We start from the raw sequence: 18,692 nt of genomic DNA, 5'->3' as shown, positions 1-18,692 counted from the left end.
GGAAGGTGGGGTGATGGCGCAGTCCGAGGTCACGGTGCAGACCGCCTACGACCTGGTGGCGGACGACTACGCGCGCCTGCTGCCGGACACCCGGGCGGAGACGACCCTGGACCTGGCCGTTCTCGACGTCTTCGTCGAACGGGTGCGGGACGTGGGGGAGCTCCTCGACGCCGGCTGCGGGGCCGGGCGGATCGCGCGGCACCTGACAGACCGGGGATGCCGGGTCAGGGGTGTGGACCTCTCACCCCGGCTGGTGGCCGCTGGGCGGCGCACCCACCCCGACCTCGATCTGTCGGTGGCCTCACTCGCCGAGCTTCCCTTCGAGGACGACCGGTTCGCGGGGGTGATGGCGTGGTACTCGACGATCCACACCCCCGACGACGAGCTGCCCGGCGTCCTGGTCGAGCTCGTCCGGGTGCTGCGGCCGGGCGGCCACCTGCTCGTCGCGTTCCAGTCCGGGGAGGGCGTCGTGGACCTGGCCGGGTCCTACGGCCGGCACGGACACGCCGTGGTGCTGGAGCGCTACCGGCGCACGGCGGACGCGATGGCCCACCTCCTGGATCGGGCAGGGTGCCAGGAGGTGGTCCGGATGGTGCGTGCCCCGGAGGGGAGGGAGGCGGAGGACCAGGCGGTGCTGCTCCTGCGCCGGTGCTGATGGCGCGGCAGTCCTGCGCCGGCGCTGATGGCGCGGCAGTCCTGGTCGCGCGGCGGCGCTGAGCGGCCGCTCAGCCCAGCCAGACCTGCTCCGGTTCCGGGTGCGACAGGAAGTGGCTCATCGCCTGCGTGAAGGCGTAGGCGCCGGCCTGGCCGAACACCACGACGTCGCCCGGACACAGGTCCTCGGGCAGGTCACCCGTGCCGACCCGGTCGAGCGAGGTGCACAGCGGTCCGGCGAGCGTGGTCGGGACGAGGTCCTGCGACAGCACCCCCACCCCCGGCCGCAGCGCCAGGGTCGGGAACGACTGCCCGGTCAGCAGCGGTCGCAGCAGGTGGTTGATCCCGCCCTCGAGCATGACGAAGCGCTGCCCGCGCGAGACCTTCGTCCGCACCACGCGGGCGCAGTAGACCCCCGTCGGCGCCGACAGCCACCGGCCCGGCTCGAGCAGCAGCTCACCGGTGAACCACGGGTGCTCCGCGAGCACCCGCCCCAGCCCCGCACCCAGGGCGCGCACGTCCAGGCTCGCCTCGCCGGCGGCATACCTGACCCCCAGGCCGCCACCGAGGTCGATCAGGTCCAGCCCGCGCCCGAGCAGCCCGGCCAGATCCCGACCGATGCGCAGCGCGGTCCGGTGGTTGGCCAGCAGCCGCCCGGCGTCGAGCTCGTTGCTCGCCGCGAACACCTGCAGGCCGGTGATGCGCACCCGGTCGTACGCCCGCGCCGCCGCGACGAACTCCGCCACCTCCTCCTCGTCGACACCGAACGCGCTCGGCCCGCCGCCACCGATGATGGTCGCGACCTCCGACACACCCGAGGCCGGGTTCACCCGCACGCTCACCTCGAGGGGGTCGTCGCCGGTGTGGAGGGTATGCAGCCGCGCCACGTCCTCGATCCCGTCCACCTGGACGCGGGCGCCGGCGAAGAGCGCCGCGTGGAGGTCACGCTCGGACTTGGCCGGCCCGGCGAAGACCATCCGCCGGCCCGTGCCCCCGGCCGCGAGCACGGCCGAGACCTCGCCGGCGCTCGCGCAGTCGAACCACGCGCCGGCGGCCGAGAACGTCTCCAGCAGCGGCAGGCCCGGGTTGGACTTCACGGCGTAGGCGAGGCGTACCCGCTCCGGGAGCGCGGCCCGCAGCCGCGCGAACCGCTCGCGCGCGACGCCCAGGTCGTAGGCGAAGAACGGGCCGGCGCGGTCGGCCGTTAGGTCGAGCAGCCGCTCGGCCCCGAAGGTGAACAGGTCGGTCGTCGAGGGTGCCAAGATCATCCTTCCCACCAGGGCGCCAGGCGCACCAGGCCCTCCACGAGCTCCTCGACCGGGCCGCCGAGGCTGACCCGCAGGTAGCCGGCACCGGCCGGCCCGAACGCGTCGCCCGGCACCGTCGTCACCAGGGCCTCGTCGCGGACCCGCAGCGCGAAGGCGGTCGTGTCCACCGGGTCGGTCCCGGCGGGGAGGGGGAGCCAGAGGTAGAAGCCGGCGCGCGGCGTGACGGGCGTCGTCGCCCTGCCCGCCGCCTCGTCCGCCAGCGCGCCGCAGCTCGGGCGCGACCTCGGCGAGCACCTCCCACCGCCGGGTGACCTCCCGCCGCGCGGCCGGGAGCACCTCGCCCGCCGACGACGTCAGCAGCGCGGTCGCCGCGTCCTGCGACGGCCTGGCCGGCGCGGTCGTCATCGCGTTGTGCACGATCCGCGCGGGGGCCAGCGCCTCGGCCGGACCGACCGCCCACCCGACGCGCAGGCCGGGCGCTCCGTACGCCTTGCTCACCGACCCCAGCACCACCCCCGCCTCCAGCCCGGCGGCCTCGTGCAGCCCGGCGGGTCGCTCGCCCAGCCAGAGCTCGCGGTACACCTCGTCGCTCACCAGCAGCACTCCGTGCCGCGCGCACACCTCGGCGACCCGTCGCAGGGCATCGGCGTCGGCCAGCCCGCCGGTCGGGTTCGCCGGGTGGTTGAGGACGACCATCGACACGGGCCGGGGCCCGTCGGTCGCGTCCCCCCGTCCAGCCCCGACGCGTGCAGCCCCACCTCGTGCAGCCCTGCCCCGTCCAGGCGCACCTCGTCCAGCCGCGCCCCGCAGCGCCCCGACCAGCGCCTCCTCGAGAAGGTCGGCGTCGAGCGCGCCCCCGGGCCCCACGGCATACCCCACGGGGTGCGCCTGGCAGAGCTGCGCGAGCGAGCGGTACGCGACGAAGCCCGGGTCCGGCACCAGCACCGCGCTGCCCGCCTCGACGTGCGCGTGGAACAGCGCGAACAGCGCCGCCTGGCTGCCGGAAGTCACCATGACCTGCTCCGACGCGAGGGGTATGCCGTGCTGCCCCGCCACCGCCGCGACCAGTTCGGGGGAGGCGGAGTTGGGGCCGTAGGGGAGCGGCCCGTCTGCCCGGCCCTGGTGCGCGAGGGACCGGCGGGCGGGGGCCGGCATCGGCCAGCCGGGCTCGCCGAGGGCCAGGCTGACGGTGCCCTCGGGAGCGCCCACGGCCATGCGTCGGATGGGCGAGACGGCCAGCCCGCCCACCCGTGCGGCGACGCTCACCGGAGCGTCCCCCGGAGGAGAGGCTGGACGACGCTCACCGGAGCGACCCCCCGGAGGAGGGCCTGGGCGACGCTCACCGCAGCGTCCCTTCGAGCACCGTGGCGGCGTCGGTCCCGGCGTCGCGGTACTTGACGATCACCGGAGCGTAGAGCGAGAGCCCCAGCACGTCGGCGTAGTCGCCGCGGGCCGGGCGGGACCCGGGCACCACGACCGCGCCTTCGGGCACCTCACCCTGCCACTCGCGCTCCTCGACCAGGTCGTACACCGTCGTCCCGGCCGTCAGCACGACCCCCGGCGCGAGGACGGCGCGCGAGCGGACGACCACCCCCCCCTCGTAGAGACCGCACTGGGCCCCCACGAAGACGTCGTCCTCCACGACCACCGGGCGGGCGCCGACCGGCTCGAGCACGCCGCCCAGCTGGACGGCCGCCGAGAGGTGGACGCGCTCGCCGACCTGCGCGCAGGAGCCGACGAGCACGTGGCTGTCGACCATCGTCCCGGCACCGACGTACGCGCCGACGTTGACATAGCTCGGGGGCATGACGACGACCCCACGCGCCACGTGAGCACCACGGCGCACCGAGGTCCCGCCCGGCACGACGCGGATGCCGTCGACCGCCCCGAAGGTGCGCGCGGGCACGAGCGACCTGTCGACCGCACCGCCGGGCCACTCCATCTCGACGGTGTCGCTGAGCCGGAAGGCCGTGAGGATGCCCTCCTTGACCCAGGCGTGCGCCGACCACCGACCGTCCGCGTCGCGGGTCGCCGCCCGGACCGTCCCGGCCTCGAGGTCGGCGAGGAGCTGCTCGACCTGCTCGGGCGTCTCGACCGGGCGCTCGCCACCCGGCGCCTGCGCCTGGCCGGGCACCTGCGACGCACCCGGCGCCTGCGCCTGGCCCGGCACCTGCCGCTCACCCGCCTGCGCCTGGCCCGGCACCTCCACCTCGTCCACGTCGTTCCTCTCCGTCTGCTCCTGCGTCTCCACCGTCACGACGCCACCCGTCCGCCCAGGCTCTCCCGCGCCGGCGGATCCGTCCGGGCGGCCCGGCGGGCGGCGACGACCCCGGCGAGCGCGGTCTGCACCTGCGACCAGGTCCCCGGCTCGGCCGGTGACAGCGGCAGCCGCACCATCGCCGTCCCCAGCCCGAGGCATGCGAGCGCGGCCTTGACCGGCACCGGGTTGGTCTCGACGAACATCGCCTCCATCAGCGGCGCCAACGACGCGAACGCCGCCCGCGCACCCTCCAGATCCCCGCACCGCGCCGCCCGCACGAGCTGCGCGGTCTCGACCGGGGCGACGTTGCCGCACACCGACACCAGCCCCTGCGCACCGACGGCGATCGAGGCCAGCGCGAGGTCGTCGTCGCCCGCGAGCACGACCCGCCCCGCGGGCGCTTCCTGGCAGATCCGCGCGATCTGCCGCAGGTCGCCGGAGGACTCCTTGACGGCGACCACCTCGTCGACCTCCCAGATCCGCCGCATCGCCTCGGGGGTGAGGTCGTGCCGGTGCGGCCGGGCACGTTGTACGCGACGATCGGCACGCCCGGCGCCGCCTGTGCGACGGCCCGGAAGTGCGCGACCAGACCGCTGACCTGCGGCTTGTTGTAGTACGGCGTGACGACCAGCAGCCCGTCCGCCCCTGCGGCCACGGCCTCGGCGGCCAGCTCGCAGGTGCGCTCGGTGTCGTTGTGCCCGACGCCCACGACGACCGGGACGCGCCGCCCCAGCCGACCCTGACGTCGCGCGGAGCCGACGTGCTGGACCGCCTGCCGCACGAGGGCGTGCCGCTCGGCGTCGGTCACCGTCGCGGCCTCACCGGTCGAGCCGAGCACGACGAGGAAGTCGACGCCCCGGCCGTCGGCGAGCACGTGGTCGAGCAGCCGCGCGTACGCCGGGTGGTCCACCTCCGGCTTTCGCCCCGCCCCGACCGCGTCGGTGCCGGTGGTGAACGGGGTCGCCAGGGCGACGCCGAGACCGGTGAACGGGGCAGCAGCCAGGTGGACGGACATGGTGGACCTTCCTCGGGGGTATGCGGCGCGCCCGGTCAGGCGGCCGCGTGCGGCGCGGGTGCGCCGGGGGTCGAAGGGGTGGGGGGTATGCCGTGCGCGCGGCCCGGGTCGGGGTCGCTCCCGCCCGGTTCCGGTGCGGGGCTGCCCGAGCGGCCGGCGAGGTCGCCGAGCTGCTCGGCCGCCAGGTCGGCCATCGACCAGCGACCGGCCGGGCGGCCGACCAGCCAGCGGGCGGCGGTCAGGGCGCCGGTCGCGAAGACGGCCCGGTCGTGGGCCTCGTGGGTGAGCGCGATCGTCTCCAGCGCTGAGGCCGCGACGACCTCGTGCCGCCCGACGACCTCACCGACCCGCAGGCTGGTGGTCTGGACCTGGACGTCACTGCCGGCGCCGTCGACGAGTGCGTCCCGCAGGACGATCGCCGTGCCGCTCGGTGCGTCCACCTTGTGCCGGTGGTGCGTGTCGGTGACGGCCAGGTCGACGGGGGAGGGGGCGTGCGCGGCATACCGTCCGAGCACCCGCGCCAGCTGCTCGACCAGGGCGACGCCGAGGGAGAAGTTGGAGGCGAGCAGGACGGGGACGTCGACGTCGTCGGGCACCAGGGCCCGGTCCCAGCCGGTGGTGCCGACGGCGATCGGCGTGCCGGTGCGCCGCGCCCAGCCGAGGTGCTGGGGGACCGCGGCGGCGTTGCTGACGTCGATCGCGACGTCGACGGGCGGCAGACTCTCGAGCTCGGCGCCTCGGCCGACCGCCCAGACGATCTCGACGTCGTCGCGGGGCGCGGCAGCAGCGCGGACCGCCGCGCCGAGGCGGCCGGTGCCGAGGAGTCCGACGGAGAGGGGCATGCATTGAGTATGCCGCCGTCCAGGCGCCCTGTCGGACCACGTTTCCGCAGGTCAGAAAGGGTGTGTACGGCGATCGCGGGGAGTGACGGGACGATCTCCTGTCGCTGGGTGGCGATCCGGTCGTGGACGTCCCGTGGATGGAGAAGAAGTTGGTACGGGCGTTGCCACGGACCTGTCCACGGTGCCACGCTTGACGTTGCGTCACCTTCGGCCAGCCAGGTCGACCGGACGTCGCCTCGGGAGACATCATGAACAGATCGCTCAGGAAGTACCTCGCCGCTTCGGCCGCCCTCGCGGTGGCCCCTGCAGCGATGATCATGACCGCAGCCCCTGCCTCGGCCACCGTCCACGAGATCGTCGGACAGTGGTGCTCCGGCCAGGGCGAGCTGAGCCCGCCGGGTATCAGCGGCGGCAGCAAGGCCGACAACTTCGCGAAGCCGCTGCAGGCCAGCGGGTTCATCGGTGGGCTTGCCCCGCACAATGACGGGATGAGGATCGTCTTCAACTACGACCAGCCCAACTCCAAGGTCATGGGCACGGGCGTCTTCGTCGAGATCGGCACCGTCCCCACGCCAGAGGGCACGGTGCCCCTCTACCTCGAGCTCATCGAGCCCGACCCCGACTTCCCCGCCTTCCGGCACTGCCCCAAGCTGGCCGGCTGACCCCGGACCCTCGCTGCAGGGCCATCGAATCGGAAACCATCCCCCAAGGGCGGCGGACTCACGCGTCCGCCGCCCTCGGTGTGCAACCCGTCCACCGGGCAACCGGTCCCGCGGTGCGACCCGTCCCGCGGTGCAACCCCTCCCGCCGTGCAACCCTCCCAACCCCTCGGCGCGCCCCCCTTGGCGGCAGGCCCCGCGCCTCAGGGACGCACGAGCCCCGAGCGGTACGCCAGCGCGACCAGCTGGGCCCGGTCGTGCGACCCCGTCTTCATGAGCAGCCGCGAGATGTGCGTCTTCACCGTGGCCTCGGACACGAACAGCATCTCGGCCAGCTCGGCGTTGGTGGGGGCGTCCGCCATCAGCCGCAGCACCTCGACCTCCCGCGGCGAGAGGTTCTCCAGCGTGGGGCGCCCTCGGCCGTCGACCGGTGAGCTCGCCCGCAGGGTGGCGATGACCTTCCCGGCCACGCTCGGGTCGATCCACGACCCCCCGTCGGCCACGACCCGGACCGCGTCGACGAGGGTCGACGGCGCGGACTGCTTGAGCAGGTAGCCCGAGGCCCCCGCCTTCAGCGCCCCGTAGAGCACGTCGTCGTGGTCGAACGTGGTCAGCACGAGGACCGCGACCGTCTCGCTGCACCGTCCGCCCCGCCGGCCCGGCTCGTGCGCGGCGTGCCCCTCGGTGATCCGCCGGGTCGCCTCCACCCCGTCGATCCCGGGCATCCGGATGTCCATGACCACCACGTCGGGGTGCTCCCGCTCGGCCATCGCCACCGCCTGGACCCCGTCCTCGGCCGTCCCCACCACCTGCACGTCCGGCTCGGCGGAGAGCATCATCGACAGCCCTCCGCGCACCGCCGCCTGGTCGTCCGCGACGACGATCCGGATCACGGGGCCGCTCCGGTCAGCGGCAGGTCGGCCGTCGTGACGAACTCGTCCCCGACCCACCCGGCCTCGAACCGACCGCCGACGAGCTCCACCCGCTGCCGCAGCCCGACGAGCCCCTTGCCGCCACCGCGGGCGTCGGGCCGGAACCCCTGGTGCCCGGACCGGCACCGGACCTGGAGCCTCACCTCACCAGGCAGCCAGGACTCGAACACCTCGACCACCGCACCCTGCCCGCCGTGCTTCATGGCGTTGGCCAGCGACTCCTGCACGACGCGGTACCCCGCCAGCCCCACCGACCAGTCCACCGGCCGCTCCTGCCCGGAACGGTGCCGCTCGACGACGAGCCCGCTGCTGCGGGTGATCCGGACGAGGTCCTCCAGCGCCTCCAGCCCCGGCGGGCTGGTGGTCACGCCGACCGCCGGCTCGTCCTCCCGCAGCGCCCCGAGCAGCCGCTGCAGCTCCCGCATGCTCTGGGACCCGGTCGCCTCGACGGTCGCGAGCGCCTGCTCGACGCTGGCCCAGCGCGGATCACCCTCGCCGACCCCGCCCTCCTCCGCGTCCCGCCCGATCGCCCTGGCCACCGCCCGCCCCCCGGCCGCCGCCTGCATCATCATCGCGCTGACCGAGTGGGCCAGGATGTCGTGCAGCTCCCGCGCGATCCGCTGCCGCTCGGCCGCGGCCGCGTGCTCCTGCAGGTGCGCCAGCTCCACCCTCAGCGCGGCCGTGCTGCGCACCGCCCGCTGCTCCCGCCGCCCGGCCAGCCACACCCCGCCGGCCACGGCCGCCCCGATCGCGGAGGCGATCAGCACGTCGTACCCCCGGTCCTGGTGCAGCGGGATCTGCCCGGCCACCGCGACCACCCCCAGCACCAGCGACGTCCGGGCGATCCAGGCCCGTTCCACGACCGCGGCCGTGGCGTAGAGGGCCACCAGCACGCCGACGATCGGTTGTGCGAGCTCGGAGACGTAGCTGAGCACCAGCGCCAGGACGGTCATCACGACGAGCACCGCGAACGGCCAGCGCCGGCGCAGGAACAGCGCCGAGTAGGCACCCGCGAGCAGGATCACGTACGTGCTCACGTCCACGTCCCACCGGGCCGAACGCCAGCCAGTGGTGCCCCACCCGCTCGCTCGCCGGCGCCATCGTGAGGAACAGGTCCAGCAGGTATGCCGTCACCGTGCCGAGCACGAACCCCACCTGCCGCAGCCGCTCGGGCGGGAACCACGACGCCCGGCGCGAGCCCGCCCGCGCCGGCGACGCGCCCGCGGGTGAGGCACCCGTCCGCGAAGCACCCGTCGGCGTCCCGCCCGAGGACCGGGCCCGCGGGGCAGGGTCGGTGCGCGACGTCATACCTCCCCCTCTCGGCGCGGCGGGCTCTGCCGACCATTCCTAGCAGAGCCGGGGTATGCCGTGGGGTCGGCGCTCGTCCCTGCCGCCCCCTGCAGCGGCAGGGACGAGCGCGCGATGCATCCACGGGCGCGCGACACCCCTGACAACACCGCGCGGCCGCACCCTCGAGGCGGAGAGGATTCCCGTAGGAGGTCTCTGCGAGATGCAACGCCTGCCAGTCTGGGCGCCGGATCTGCGTACGGCGTCATCCTGGAGAGTGATTTCTGGGCGTCACCTGAGACGTTGCGCCCCGTCGGCGGGGGGTGTGGTTGTGGCAGGCTGGGCGCACACGTCCAGCGTCCCGGTCGCGGCGCGGACCAGGCACCAGGAGGACCCATGGAGCGCGTGCAGGTCGAGCTGGACACCGAGGGTGTGGGCCGCGGGACCGTCATCCGGTACGGCCACTGGGGGCGGCCGGTGCTCGTGTTCCCCTCCGAGGCCGGGCGCGCGTGGGACTTCGAGAACAACGGGATGATCGACGCGATCCGCGACCTGATCGACGGGGGACGGGTCAAGCTCTACTGCGTGGACGCCTTCGACCACGTGAGCTGGTCGGACAACAGCCTGCCGACCGAGGAGCGGGCGCGGCGGCACGGGGTCTACGAGCGGTGGATCCTGGAGACGGTCGTGCCGCGGATCAGCGACGACTCGCCCGGCCACTCGGGCATCGTGACGACCGGGTGCAGCATGGGCGCCTTCCACGCGGTGAACTTCGGGCTGAAGCGGCCCGACGTCTTCCCGGTGGCGATCGGCCTGTCGGGCAACTACGACCCGACGTCCTGGCACTGCTGGGGCGACCTGGGCGAGGCGACCTACTTCGCCAACCCGTGCGCATACGTCCCGGGGATGGACGACGGCCACCTGGACTGGGTGCGGGCGAACGCCAGCATCGTGCTGGTCGTGGGGCAGGGGGCCTTTGAGGTGCACCCGACCAAGTCGCTGCCCGGCGCCCACCAGCTCGCCGACCTGCTCGCCCAGAAGCAGATCCCGCACGAGCTGGACGTGTGGGGCTACGACTCGGCGCACGACTGGCCGTGGTGGCGCCAGCAGCTGGCCCACCACCTGCCGCGGTTCTGCTGAGGTTGGTGCGGGTCGTCGGTGCTCAGCTCTGGGGCTCTCAGATCCCGGGCAGGTAGCGCGGCTCAGCTCTCGTGTGTCGTGCTCAGCCCTCGGGCACGCAGCACCGCTCAGCCCTCGTGTGTCGTGCTCAGCTTCAGGCACGCAGCACCGCTCAGCCCTCGCGTGTCGGTGCTCAACCTTCGGGGAGGTAGCGCCGGCACTCGTCGGCGAAGTCGGGCAGTCCGCTGCGACCGAGGGTGCCCAGGATCTCGCTGATGGGGCGCGGCGGTCGGGTGTAGCCCTCGGACTGCCGGCCCAGGGCCTCCAGGACCAGGCCCGGCGTGAGGTCCAGCTGGCTGGACATGAACTGGTCCGGGTGGACCGTCTCGATGCCCCAGGGTTCGAGGCTCTCGGCGGGGAAGTCGTCCAGGTCGAAGGTGACGACGGTGTGCGCCTCGGACCGGATCGCGGCGGCCAGGACGTGACGGCGACCGGGGGTGTTGGTGAGGATCGGCTCGATCTCCTCCTGGCCGGCGACCTCGGCGTAGGGGAAGGCAGAGGTCATGGCTCCCACCCGCCGGGAGGCTGCGCTCGCCGACGCGCCGGCCGAGACCATCCGTTCGGCGACCTCGTCGAGGATCCGCCGGGACCAGCGGGGGCCGACCACCCCGGCCTCGGCGACCCGCAGGACGGTGTCTGCCAGCGTGGGCGGGACGAGGACGCCGGCGTCGAGCAGGACCGGGAACACGGCGCTACCGCCCTGCCCTGCTGAGGGTCGGCGCGGTGGTGCGGCCGACTGGTGGTGACGTCCCGCCGGGGGGTGTGGTGGTGCGGCCGGCTGGCGGTGACGTCCCGCCGGGGGTCGCGGTGGTGCGGCCGGGTGTTGGTGACGTCCCGCCGGGGGGTGTGGTGCTGCCGCCGGGTGGCGCGGGCCGGCCGTCGAGCAGCTCGTAGAGACCCTCGACCTGGGCGTCCACCTGCATGGACGCCAGCGAATCCGCCCGCTCGCCGTGCAGCGCGTCCTGGTGCCTGAGCACGTCGTCGAGCCGGACCCGCCGGTGCCGGCCGCGCATCTCGTGGGGGATCGTGCCGTCACCGAGCAGCCCGAGCAGCGTGGGCCGCGGCACCCCCAGCAGGTCGGCGGCTCCTGCGTGGTCAGCCACCGGTGACGCGGGACCACGCTGACGCCCTGCCCCTCGGCCAGCGTCCGGCAGACCCGGGCCAGCAGGTCCGTCAGCCGCGGCGAGATCTCGTGCAGGATGCCGTCGTCGGTGATGACGCCCGCCTGGGCCTCCACCCTCGAGCGGTTCCTGGCCTCCAGGGCGGTGCACAGCTCGATGAGCTGGGCCTGTTCCTCCTCGTCCGGCACGTACGTCTCCGGCTCCACCGACCGCACAGGATGTCCCATGACGTCTCCTCCCACCGAGGACTCGATGCTAGTAGCCAGAGCCGCCGATGGGGAGGGGTCGATGGGACCGGATCGGGCGCGGTGCCGACCCTCAGCGGGCGTCCTCGGCTTCATTCCGGGCACTGTCGGCCGGTTCTTGTCGAAGGGCCTCATCGTGACCTGCGGTTTTGTCGTGAGCCACGTCAACAACCGGCTGATAGTCAGGGTGAGGCCGGCTGACAGACCCTGGTGGCGGGGAGGTGTCGTCCACTTTGCACACCCGCGTCGGATCGCGACCTGCGGAAACGCGGTCGGCGTCTGTGCAAACCGGACGACACCTTCGGCCGACCGGCCGGCAGTGCGCGAAACGGCCGCGGCACCTCCCGCAGACCGGCCGACACCCGACCCGGGACCTCAGCCCACCGGATGCCCGGCCGCCACCAGCACCTGTTCCCAGGTCACCGACCGCGGAGCGCCCAGCCGGTCGGGCGTGGCCAGTGTCGCGATGGCCTGCGCCCGCTCCCGGCGGCCCAGCTCCTCGCCGAACCGGTCCACCACGAGCAGCGCACGGGGTCGGGCAAGACCGCCGAGCAGCTCGCGCACCGTGTCCATGAGATCCACGGCGATGGCGTCGAGGTCGGCCGAACCCGCGCCACCGGCCGAGCCGGCGCCACCGGCCGACCCACCAGACCCGCCCGACACCCCCGCCGCTCCCGACAACGTCACCGCCGCCACGAGCGACCGTCCCAGCTCAGGGTCCTTCCGCCAGGTCACCTCCGCCCGGTCGACGTAGGGATGCTCGGTGAGCACCTCCCGGACCTCCCGCAACGACACCAGCTGCCCCGAGATCGACACCACGTCGTCGGTCCGGCCGAGGAACTGCACGCACCCGTCCTCGTCGAACCGCCCCAGGTCACCGGTCGCATACACGCCGGGGTGCCGCGTCCAGTGCGCCTCGGCCACCCCGGACGAGTCGCCCTCGACGCCGACCATCGTCGCCGCCCACGGGCGGGTCAGCACCACCTCACCGGTCTCGCCGACCGGCACCGGCACGCCGTCCACGTCCACGATCGTCAGCCCGCAGTCCGGCAGCGGTGGTGCGTCGGACAGCCCGGTGATCCGCACGATCCCGCCCAGCTCCAGCTGCCCCCACGCGTCGGCCACCTCGGTGCCCTCGACCCCGAACGCCCCCCGCAGCCACGACGCCAGCTCCTCCTCGACCGGCTCACCGGCCGTCGCCACCCGGCGCAGCGTGGGGATCCCCGACACCTCGGGCATCTCCCTGGCCCACCCCCGCACCGTGCGCATGACGGACGGGCTCGTGAGGAGGGACTCCACGTCATACCGGCGGATGATGTCCCAGGCCCGCTGGTGGTTGGGCACGTCGAGGGTGCCCTCGTACATCACCGTCGTCCCCCCGCACGCCAGCGGCCCGTAGATCCCGTGGAACTGCGTCACCGCCCACGCGATGTCCCCCACGCACCAGAACGGCCCACCTGTCGACAGGTGCTCGTGCACCGCCACCGCGCCGGCCAGCATCGTCCCGGTCCCGTGCACGATCGAGAGGGCCTGGCCGCCCCGGTTCGCCAGCGGGATGCTCGCCACCGGGTGGTCGACCGGCAGCGCGACCGCGTCACCGTTCACCTCCGGCCGCGCCCCGTCCAGCCCCGGCCGCGACCCCGCGAGCAGGTCGTGGAGCCAGCGGTCGCCCTCGTACCACTGCACGTCCATCCCCGTGCGCCGCACCACGACGACCGTGTGCTCGATCCCGCCCGCGGCCAGCATCGCCTCGTCCGCGCGCGCCTTGAGCGGCAGCACCGTCCCGTGCCGCCACGCACCGTCCTGGGTGAAGAGCACCTTGAGGTCCAGCAGCGAGAGCCGGTCGGCCAGCGGCTCCACCGGCAGCGGCGCAGGCAGCACCGTGTGCACGGCTCCGATCCGCGCGCACGCCAGCATCGCCACGACGGTCTCGGGCAGCCAGCCCAGGTGCAGCCCCACCCGGTCGCCGACGCCCACGCCCATCTGCCGCAGCGACCGCGCGAGCGCCACGACCTGCTCGTGCAGCTCGGCGTACGTCAGGCTCCGCCGGTCCCCGGGCTCACCCTCCCAGTGCAGCGCGACCTGATCGCCGCGCTCGGGCAGGTGCCGCTCGACGCACGAGACCGACAGGTTGATCGTGGCCCCCGACATCCACGTCCCGGACCGCGCGCCGGGCTCCCACAGCGTCCCGTGGTCGGACAGCAGCCCCAACCGCTCCTCCACACGCCCGCCCACGCGAGCTCGTCCGGCCCCGTCATGGACCGAGGGTATGCGGCGGAGCTCACCTCTTCCTCGCTCGGGGCGGTGGAGGAGGGGTATGCCGAGGAGCTCACTCACCTCGGCGTGGTCCGCCGGCGGCCGACCCGCCACGGTCACCTCGTCCTCACGCATGGCCGAGCGTCCGTCCGGCGGCGCGGGCGGCCCGGCCGAGGTGGGCGGCGACGGTGGCCACGTGCGCCTCGTCGGTCGTGTCGTCGACGGTGGCGGCCAGCGCGGCGACGGTCGTGCCCTGGCCGTCGACGACCGGGACGGCGACCTCGGCGGGCAGCATCGGGTCCTCGGGGGTCACGGCCAGGTGGTCGGCCGAGGCCCACGCCTGCTGCTGGCCGCGGGCGATCTCGATCAGATCCTCGGAGGCCGTCTGCAGCAGCCGTTCCCACTGGTCGGTGTCGCCGCGGGCCCCGAGGATCCGGCCGCCGGCGCTGTCGAGCGCGCGTGGTGCACGCGCGGTGGGTGTCGCGGTAGGGACCCCGGTCCTGGCCGTCCACCCGGTCGATGTCGACGACCTCGCAGCGCACGAGCGTCTGGACGCGGACCGTCGCGCCGACCTGGTCGCGCACCTGGGTCAGGTAGGGGGCCAGCGCGCCGAGCAGCGGCAGTCGCGAGAGGTAGTGGTTGGACAGCCGGGTCAGCTCCGGCCCCAGGCCGTAGCGCGAGGACCGCGGGTCCTGCACGACGAGGTCGGCCAGCACGAGCGAGCGCAGCAGGCGGTGGACCGTCGGCACCGAGAACTGGCTGCGCTCGGCCAGGTCGGTGAGGTGCTGGTAGGCGGGGCCGTCGCTGAGCAGCTCGAGCAGCTGCACGGCGTTGCGGACGGTCCCCAGGCCGCCCCGGGCCGCGGCCTCGCCCCCTGCGTCATGGTTGGGCATGAGGGCCATCTTCCACCACGTGTCGACTTCGTACCACCATCCGGCAGAAACTTTCTGTAGACAACGCTTGATTTCAGATAGTGAAAATGTAGCGTCAGTCTCCGAACGGATCGACGACGACCGAGGAGCCCCCGTGACGAGGACCCGCCCGTGCTGACCAGGGCCTACCAGCACTCGCTCAACGGCAGCAGCCGCCCGGCCGGCCTGCCGCTGCTCGAGGTCGACGACATCTCGCTGCGATTCGGCGGCGTCAAGGCGCTGACCAACGTCTCCTTCACCGTCACCCAGGGCGACGTGCACGCGATCATCGGCCCCAACGGCGCCGGCAAGTCCTCCCTGCTCAACTGCATCAGCGGCATCTACCACCCGCAGGAGGGCCAGATCCGCCTGCACACCGGCGGCGGGCAGGACGTCTCCGGCAAGGACGTCGCCGAGGGCCACCACCTGCTGACCCAGCTGCCGCCCTACAAGGTCGCCCGCCTCGGCGTGGCCCGCTCCTTCCAGAACATCGAGCTCTTCTCCCACCTCACGGTGCTGGAGAACCTCATGCTCGGCCGGCACATCCACATGAAGCACAGCGTCCTGGCCTCCATGCTCTGGTTCGGCCCGGCCCGCAAGCAGGAGATCGAGCACCGCCACCTGGTCGAGGAGGTCATCGACCTGCTCCAGCTGCAGGAGTTCCGCAACAAGCCGGTCGGCGCCCTGGCCTACGGCATCCAGAAGCGGGTCGAGCTCGGCCGGGCCCTGTGCATCCAGCCCGCGCTCCTGCTCCTCGACGAGCCGATGGCCGGCATGAACGCCGAGGAGAAGGAGGACATGGCCCGCTACGTCCTCGACGTCCACGAGCTCGCCGGCGTCACCGTCATGCTCATCGAGCACGACATGAACGTCGTCATGGACGTCTCCGACAAGGTCAGCGTCCTGGACTTCGGCAAGCTCATCGCCGACGGCACGCCCGACGAGGTCAAGAAGGACCCCGCGGTCGTCGAGGCCTACCTCGGCGCCGACGAGGACGAGGACGCCCAGGCCCCCGCACCCGCCGCCGGCGCGACCAGGACGGAGGGCTGACATGGCGACCGCGAGCACCAGGATGAAGAAGACCGACCAGACCCCGGTCGACCTGGACACCGCCACCTTCCCCCGCCTGCTCCTGGACCTGGCCGCCACCCGTCCCGACGGCATCGCCATGCAGGAGAAGCTCTACGGCATCTGGCAGCCGCTGACCTGGGCCGACTACCGCCAGCGGGTCGAGGACTTCGCCCACGGGCTGGCGGGGTACGGCGTGCAGCGCGGCGAGATCGTCGCCGTCCTGGGCGACAACCGCCCCGAGTGGCTCATCGCCGAGCTGGCCGCCCAGAGCATGGGCGCCGCGGTCGTGGGCATCTACCCCACCTCCATCGGGGAGGAGCTCGAGCACATCCTCACGACGTCGCGCGCCCGCGTCGTCGTCGCCGAGGACCAGGAGCAGGTCGACAAGCTGCTCCGCCTGCGCGAGACCAGCGACAGCCTGCTCGTGGAGCGCGTCGTCTCCTACAACCCGCACGGGCTGGAGGCCTACGACGACCCGTGGCTGTGGACTTCACCCAGGTCGAGGCGCAGGGCCGCCGGCGCGCGGAGACGCACCCGACCTGGTTCGAGGACGAGATCGCCCGCAGCACCCCCGAGGACATCGCGGTCATCTGCACCACCTCGGGCACGACCTCCAAGCCCAAGCTCGGCGAGCTGTCCCACCGCAACCTGCTGACGATGGCCGACCACCTCACCGAGATCGACCCGGCCGACCACACCTTCCGCTACGTCTCCTTCCTGCCCTTCGCCTGGATCGGCGAGCAGATGCTTGCGGTGGCGATCGGCCTCTCCCGCGGCCTGACGATCTCCTTCCCCGAGGACGCCTCCACCCAGCGCAACGACCTGCGCGAGATCGGGCCGGACGTCATGTTCTCCCCGCCGCGCATCTGGGAGTCGATGCTCTCGGAGGTCCAGGTGCGCATCGACGAGGCCGGCTGGCTCAAGCGCAAGATTTTCGGATGGGGGTATGACGTGGGGGACCGGGCCGCGCAGGCGCGCGTCCAGGGCAGGGGCGGGGGTGGCCCGCTCGGCTGGGTCGCCGACCAGGTCAGCACCCGCCCGGTCCGCGACCAGCTCGGCCTGTCCCGGGTGCGCCGCGCCTACACCGGCGGTGCGCCGCTGGGGCCGGACGTCTTCCGCTTCTTCCACGCCATCGGCGTCAACCTCAAGCAGATCTACGGCCAGACCGAGATCTGCGGCATCGCCGTGGTCCACCGCGACGACGACATCGCCTTCAACACGGTCGGCCAGCCGATCCCAGGCACCGACCTGCGGATCAGCGACGACGGCGAGATCCTGCTGCGGTCCGCCTCGATCTTCCGCGGCTACCACCGCCAGCCGGAGGAGACCGCCAAGACGGTCGACGCCGAGGGCTGGCTGCACACCGGCGACGCCGGCTACCTCGACGAGGACGGCCACCTGGTCGTCATCGACCGGGCCAAGGACGTGCTCACCGCGCCCGACGGCAGCCGCTACTCCAGCGCGTTCATCGAGAACAAGCTGAAGTTCAGCCCCTACGTCGAGGAGGCGGTCGTCTTCGGCCCCACCCGCGAGGGCGAGCGGATGACCGCGATGATCACCATCGACCCCGGCACCGTCGGGTCGTGGGCCGAGCACGAGCGGCTCAGCTACACGACCTACACCGACCTGGCCGGCAAGCCCGAGGTCTACGAGCTCCTCGCCGAGGAGATCACCCGGGCCAACGAGGACCTGCCCGAGTCGATCCGGGTGGCCCGCTTCCTGCTCCTGCACAAGCAGCTCGACCCCGACGACGACGAGATCACCCGCACCCGCAAGGTGCGGCGCAACGTCATCGACGAGCGCTATGCGGACCTCATCGCCTCGCTGCGCCGGGGGGACGACTCGGTGGGCATCTCCAGCCGGGTGACCTACCAGGACGGCAGCTCGGTCCTGCGCGAGCTGTCGCTGACGATCTTCGACCTGACCACCTACTCGATCCCGGAAGGCCGGGGTCGTCGACCCGTCTGGAGCGGCCGCCGATGAGAGCGACAGGGTGACGAGGACACGAGCCTGCGAGGCCCGCAGGCACCCGCGGAGCTGGTCGGAGGAGACGTTGTGAGCGCCTTTCTGAACCTGCTGGTCTACGGACTGGCCGACGGGGCGATCCTGGCGCTGGCCGCGCTCGGCTTCGTGCTGATCTACAAGGCCACGAGCGTCATCAACTTCGCCCAGGGCGAGTTCCTGCTCGTCGGGGCCTACATGTTCTACACGGCCTTCGTCGTCCTGGGGCTCCCGCTCATCGCGGCCGTCGCGGTCGGCGTCGTCGTCGCCACGATCGTCGGTGTGGTCGTCGAGCGGTTCATCCTGCGGCCGATGGTCGGGGAGGACCCGATCAGCATCATCATGGTGACGATCGGCCTGTCGATGCTGCTCTCGGCGCTGGTGCAGATGTTCTACGGCACCAGCCCCAAGAGCCAGCCGGCGATCCTGCCGCGCGGCTCCGTGGAGTTCTTCGGCGCGACGGTGCCGCTCAACCGGCTGCTCGTCATCCTCATCGCCGCCATCGTGCTGACCGCCTTCACGATCTTCTTCCGCCGCTCCCGGCATGGCATCGCGATGCGCGCCGTCGCCGACGACCAGCAGGCGGCGATGACGATGGGCATCTCGGTGCGGCGGATCTTCGCCCTCGCCTGGGTGCTGGCCGCCGTCTCGGCCCTCATCGCCGGCGTCCTGCTGGCCGACATCTCGGCGGTCGACCAGAACCTGGCCGCCTTCGGCCTCATGGTCTTCCCCGTCGTCATCCTCGGCGGGCTCGACTCCGTCCCCGGCACCATCGTCGGCGGGCTGACGATCGGCCTGCTCAAGCAGTTCGTCTCCGGCTACCTCGACCCGGGGCTGGCCACGGTCATCCCCTACGTGGTGCTGGTGCTCATCCTGCTGGTGAGGCCCTACGGCATCTTCGGCGAGCAGCGGATCGAGAGGGTCTGAAGCGATGGCGACCGCAACCGGCATCTACCACCGCACGTACTCCTCGGAGCTGCGCTGCGCAGCA

15 protein-coding genes and 3 pseudogenes are annotated in these 18,692 nt (G+C 73.1%); 7 read left to right on the top strand and 11 right to left on the bottom strand.

What is annotated here, in order from left to right:
- Positions 1-13 precede the first annotated feature (13 nt).
- Positions 14-655, top strand: coding sequence for a methyltransferase domain-containing protein (locus ACQ95T_RS17755; protein WP_425942241.1), 642 nt, complete (start codon positions 14-16; stop codon positions 653-655).
- Positions 656-725: 70 nt separating this feature from the next.
- Here the strand turns inward: ACQ95T_RS17755 and ACQ95T_RS17750 are convergent, their stop codons facing one another.
- The 4 genes and pseudogenes from ACQ95T_RS17750 to ACQ95T_RS17735 all read right to left on the bottom strand — a co-directional run bounded on the left by ACQ95T_RS17750 (position 726) and on the right by ACQ95T_RS17735 (position 6,039).
- A complete protein-coding gene (locus ACQ95T_RS17750) occupies positions 726-3,188 on the bottom strand; it encodes an aminotransferase class I/II-fold pyridoxal phosphate-dependent enzyme (protein ID WP_431473208.1) in 2,463 nt (820 codons plus the stop codon).
- Positions 3,189-3,261: 73 nt separating this feature from the next.
- On the bottom strand, positions 3,262-4,179 hold the full coding sequence (locus ACQ95T_RS17745) for a 2,3,4,5-tetrahydropyridine-2,6-dicarboxylate N-succinyltransferase (protein WP_431473207.1): 918 nt from the start codon (positions 4,177-4,179) through the stop codon (positions 3,262-3,264).
- Positions 4,176-5,197 (bottom strand): annotated as a pseudogene (dapA, locus tag ACQ95T_RS17740) (4-hydroxy-tetrahydrodipicolinate synthase). The gene ACQ95T_RS17745 and the pseudogene dapA overlap by 4 nt, the downstream one beginning before the upstream one ends.
- Positions 5,198-5,232: 35 nt before the next feature.
- Positions 5,233-6,039, bottom strand: a complete 807-nt coding sequence (locus ACQ95T_RS17735) for a 4-hydroxy-tetrahydrodipicolinate reductase (protein WP_425942231.1) — start codon at positions 6,037-6,039, stop codon at positions 5,233-5,235.
- Between the two features lie 248 nt (positions 6,040-6,287).
- Between ACQ95T_RS17735 and ACQ95T_RS17730 the strand changes: the two genes are divergently transcribed.
- Positions 6,288-6,701, top strand: coding sequence for a hypothetical protein (locus ACQ95T_RS17730; RefSeq protein ID WP_425942229.1), 414 nt, complete (start codon positions 6,288-6,290; stop codon positions 6,699-6,701).
- 200 nt (positions 6,702-6,901) lie between these two features.
- Here ACQ95T_RS17730 and ACQ95T_RS17725 read toward each other — a convergent pair whose 3' ends face one another.
- Complete coding sequence (locus ACQ95T_RS17725; protein ID WP_425942227.1) at positions 6,902-7,591, bottom strand: response regulator; 690 nt, start codon at positions 7,589-7,591, stop codon at positions 6,902-6,904.
- Positions 7,588-8,667 (bottom strand): sensor histidine kinase, encoded by a 1,080-nt coding sequence (locus ACQ95T_RS17720; protein ID WP_431473206.1) that lies wholly within the window; start codon positions 8,665-8,667, stop codon positions 7,588-7,590. The genes ACQ95T_RS17725 and ACQ95T_RS17720 overlap by 4 nt, the downstream gene beginning before the upstream one ends.
- A 646-nt stretch (positions 8,668-9,313) precedes the next feature.
- Here ACQ95T_RS17720 and ACQ95T_RS17715 point away from each other — a divergent pair.
- A complete protein-coding gene (locus ACQ95T_RS17715) occupies positions 9,314-10,057 on the top strand; it encodes an esterase family protein (protein ID WP_425942223.1) in 744 nt (247 codons plus the stop codon).
- 172 nt (positions 10,058-10,229) lie between these two features.
- Here ACQ95T_RS17715 and ACQ95T_RS17710 read toward each other — a convergent pair whose 3' ends face one another.
- The 5 genes and pseudogenes from ACQ95T_RS17710 to ACQ95T_RS17690 form a co-directional block, all read right to left on the bottom strand.
- Positions 10,230-10,784, bottom strand: coding sequence for a PIN domain-containing protein (locus ACQ95T_RS17710; protein WP_425942221.1), 555 nt, complete (start codon positions 10,782-10,784; stop codon positions 10,230-10,232).
- 4 nt (positions 10,785-10,788) lie between these two features.
- Positions 10,789-11,199, bottom strand: coding sequence for an excisionase family DNA-binding protein (locus tag ACQ95T_RS17705; protein ID WP_431473205.1), 411 nt, complete (start codon positions 11,197-11,199; stop codon positions 10,789-10,791).
- A 638-nt stretch (positions 11,200-11,837) separates the two neighbouring features.
- Positions 11,838-13,697: an acyl-CoA synthetase gene (locus ACQ95T_RS17700; protein WP_431473204.1), complete on the bottom strand. Its 1,860-nt coding sequence runs from the start codon at positions 13,695-13,697 to the stop codon at positions 11,838-11,840.
- Between the two features lie 148 nt (positions 13,698-13,845).
- Positions 13,846-14,031, bottom strand: a complete 186-nt coding sequence (locus tag ACQ95T_RS17695) for a hypothetical protein (RefSeq protein WP_431473923.1) — start codon at positions 14,029-14,031, stop codon at positions 13,846-13,848.
- 433 nt (positions 14,032-14,464) lie between these two features.
- A pseudogene (locus ACQ95T_RS17690) lies at positions 14,465-14,611 on the bottom strand (hypothetical protein); the annotation flags it as partial.
- Positions 14,612-14,761: 150 nt separating this feature from the next.
- On the opposite strand from ACQ95T_RS17690, the gene ACQ95T_RS17685 reads away from it, so the two are divergent.
- The 4 genes and pseudogenes from ACQ95T_RS17685 (at position 14,762) to ACQ95T_RS17670 (ending at position 18,628) form a co-directional block, all read left to right on the top strand.
- On the top strand, positions 14,762-15,679 hold the full coding sequence (locus ACQ95T_RS17685) for an ABC transporter ATP-binding protein (RefSeq protein WP_425942213.1): 918 nt from the start codon (positions 14,762-14,764) through the stop codon (positions 15,677-15,679).
- 1 nt (position 15,680) lies between these two features.
- Positions 15,681-16,082 (top strand): annotated as a pseudogene (locus ACQ95T_RS17680) (AMP-binding protein); the annotation flags it as partial.
- 95 nt (positions 16,083-16,177) lie between these two features.
- Positions 16,178-17,683 (top strand): AMP-binding protein, encoded by a 1,506-nt coding sequence (locus ACQ95T_RS17675; RefSeq protein ID WP_431473203.1) that lies wholly within the window; start codon positions 16,178-16,180, stop codon positions 17,681-17,683.
- A 72-nt stretch (positions 17,684-17,755) separates the two neighbouring features.
- Positions 17,756-18,628, top strand: coding sequence for a branched-chain amino acid ABC transporter permease (locus ACQ95T_RS17670; RefSeq protein WP_425942209.1), 873 nt, complete (start codon positions 17,756-17,758; stop codon positions 18,626-18,628).
- The last annotated feature ends 64 nt before the right edge of the window (positions 18,629-18,692 follow it).

Origin of the sequence: Ornithinimicrobium carbonis, from assembly GCF_050703245.1 — a bacterium.
Classification (GTDB): Bacteria; Actinomycetota; Actinomycetes; order Actinomycetales; family Dermatophilaceae; genus Ornithinicoccus.
The sequence above is the reverse complement of the archived record's forward strand: the minus strand, read 5'-3'. Positions and strand labels throughout refer to the sequence as shown.

Coding starts and splice junctions, on each gene's coding strand:
- ACQ95T_RS17755 (WP_425942241.1), top strand. CDS start 14: ATGGCGCAGTCCGAGGTCACGGTGCAGACCGCCTACGACCTGGTGGCG.
- ACQ95T_RS17735 (WP_425942231.1), bottom strand. CDS start 6,039: ATGCCCCTCTCCGTCGGACTCCTCGGCACCGGCCGCCTCGGCGCGGCG.
- ACQ95T_RS17730 (WP_425942229.1), top strand. CDS start 6,288: ATGAACAGATCGCTCAGGAAGTACCTCGCCGCTTCGGCCGCCCTCGCG.
- ACQ95T_RS17715 (WP_425942223.1), top strand. CDS start 9,314: ATGGAGCGCGTGCAGGTCGAGCTGGACACCGAGGGTGTGGGCCGCGGG.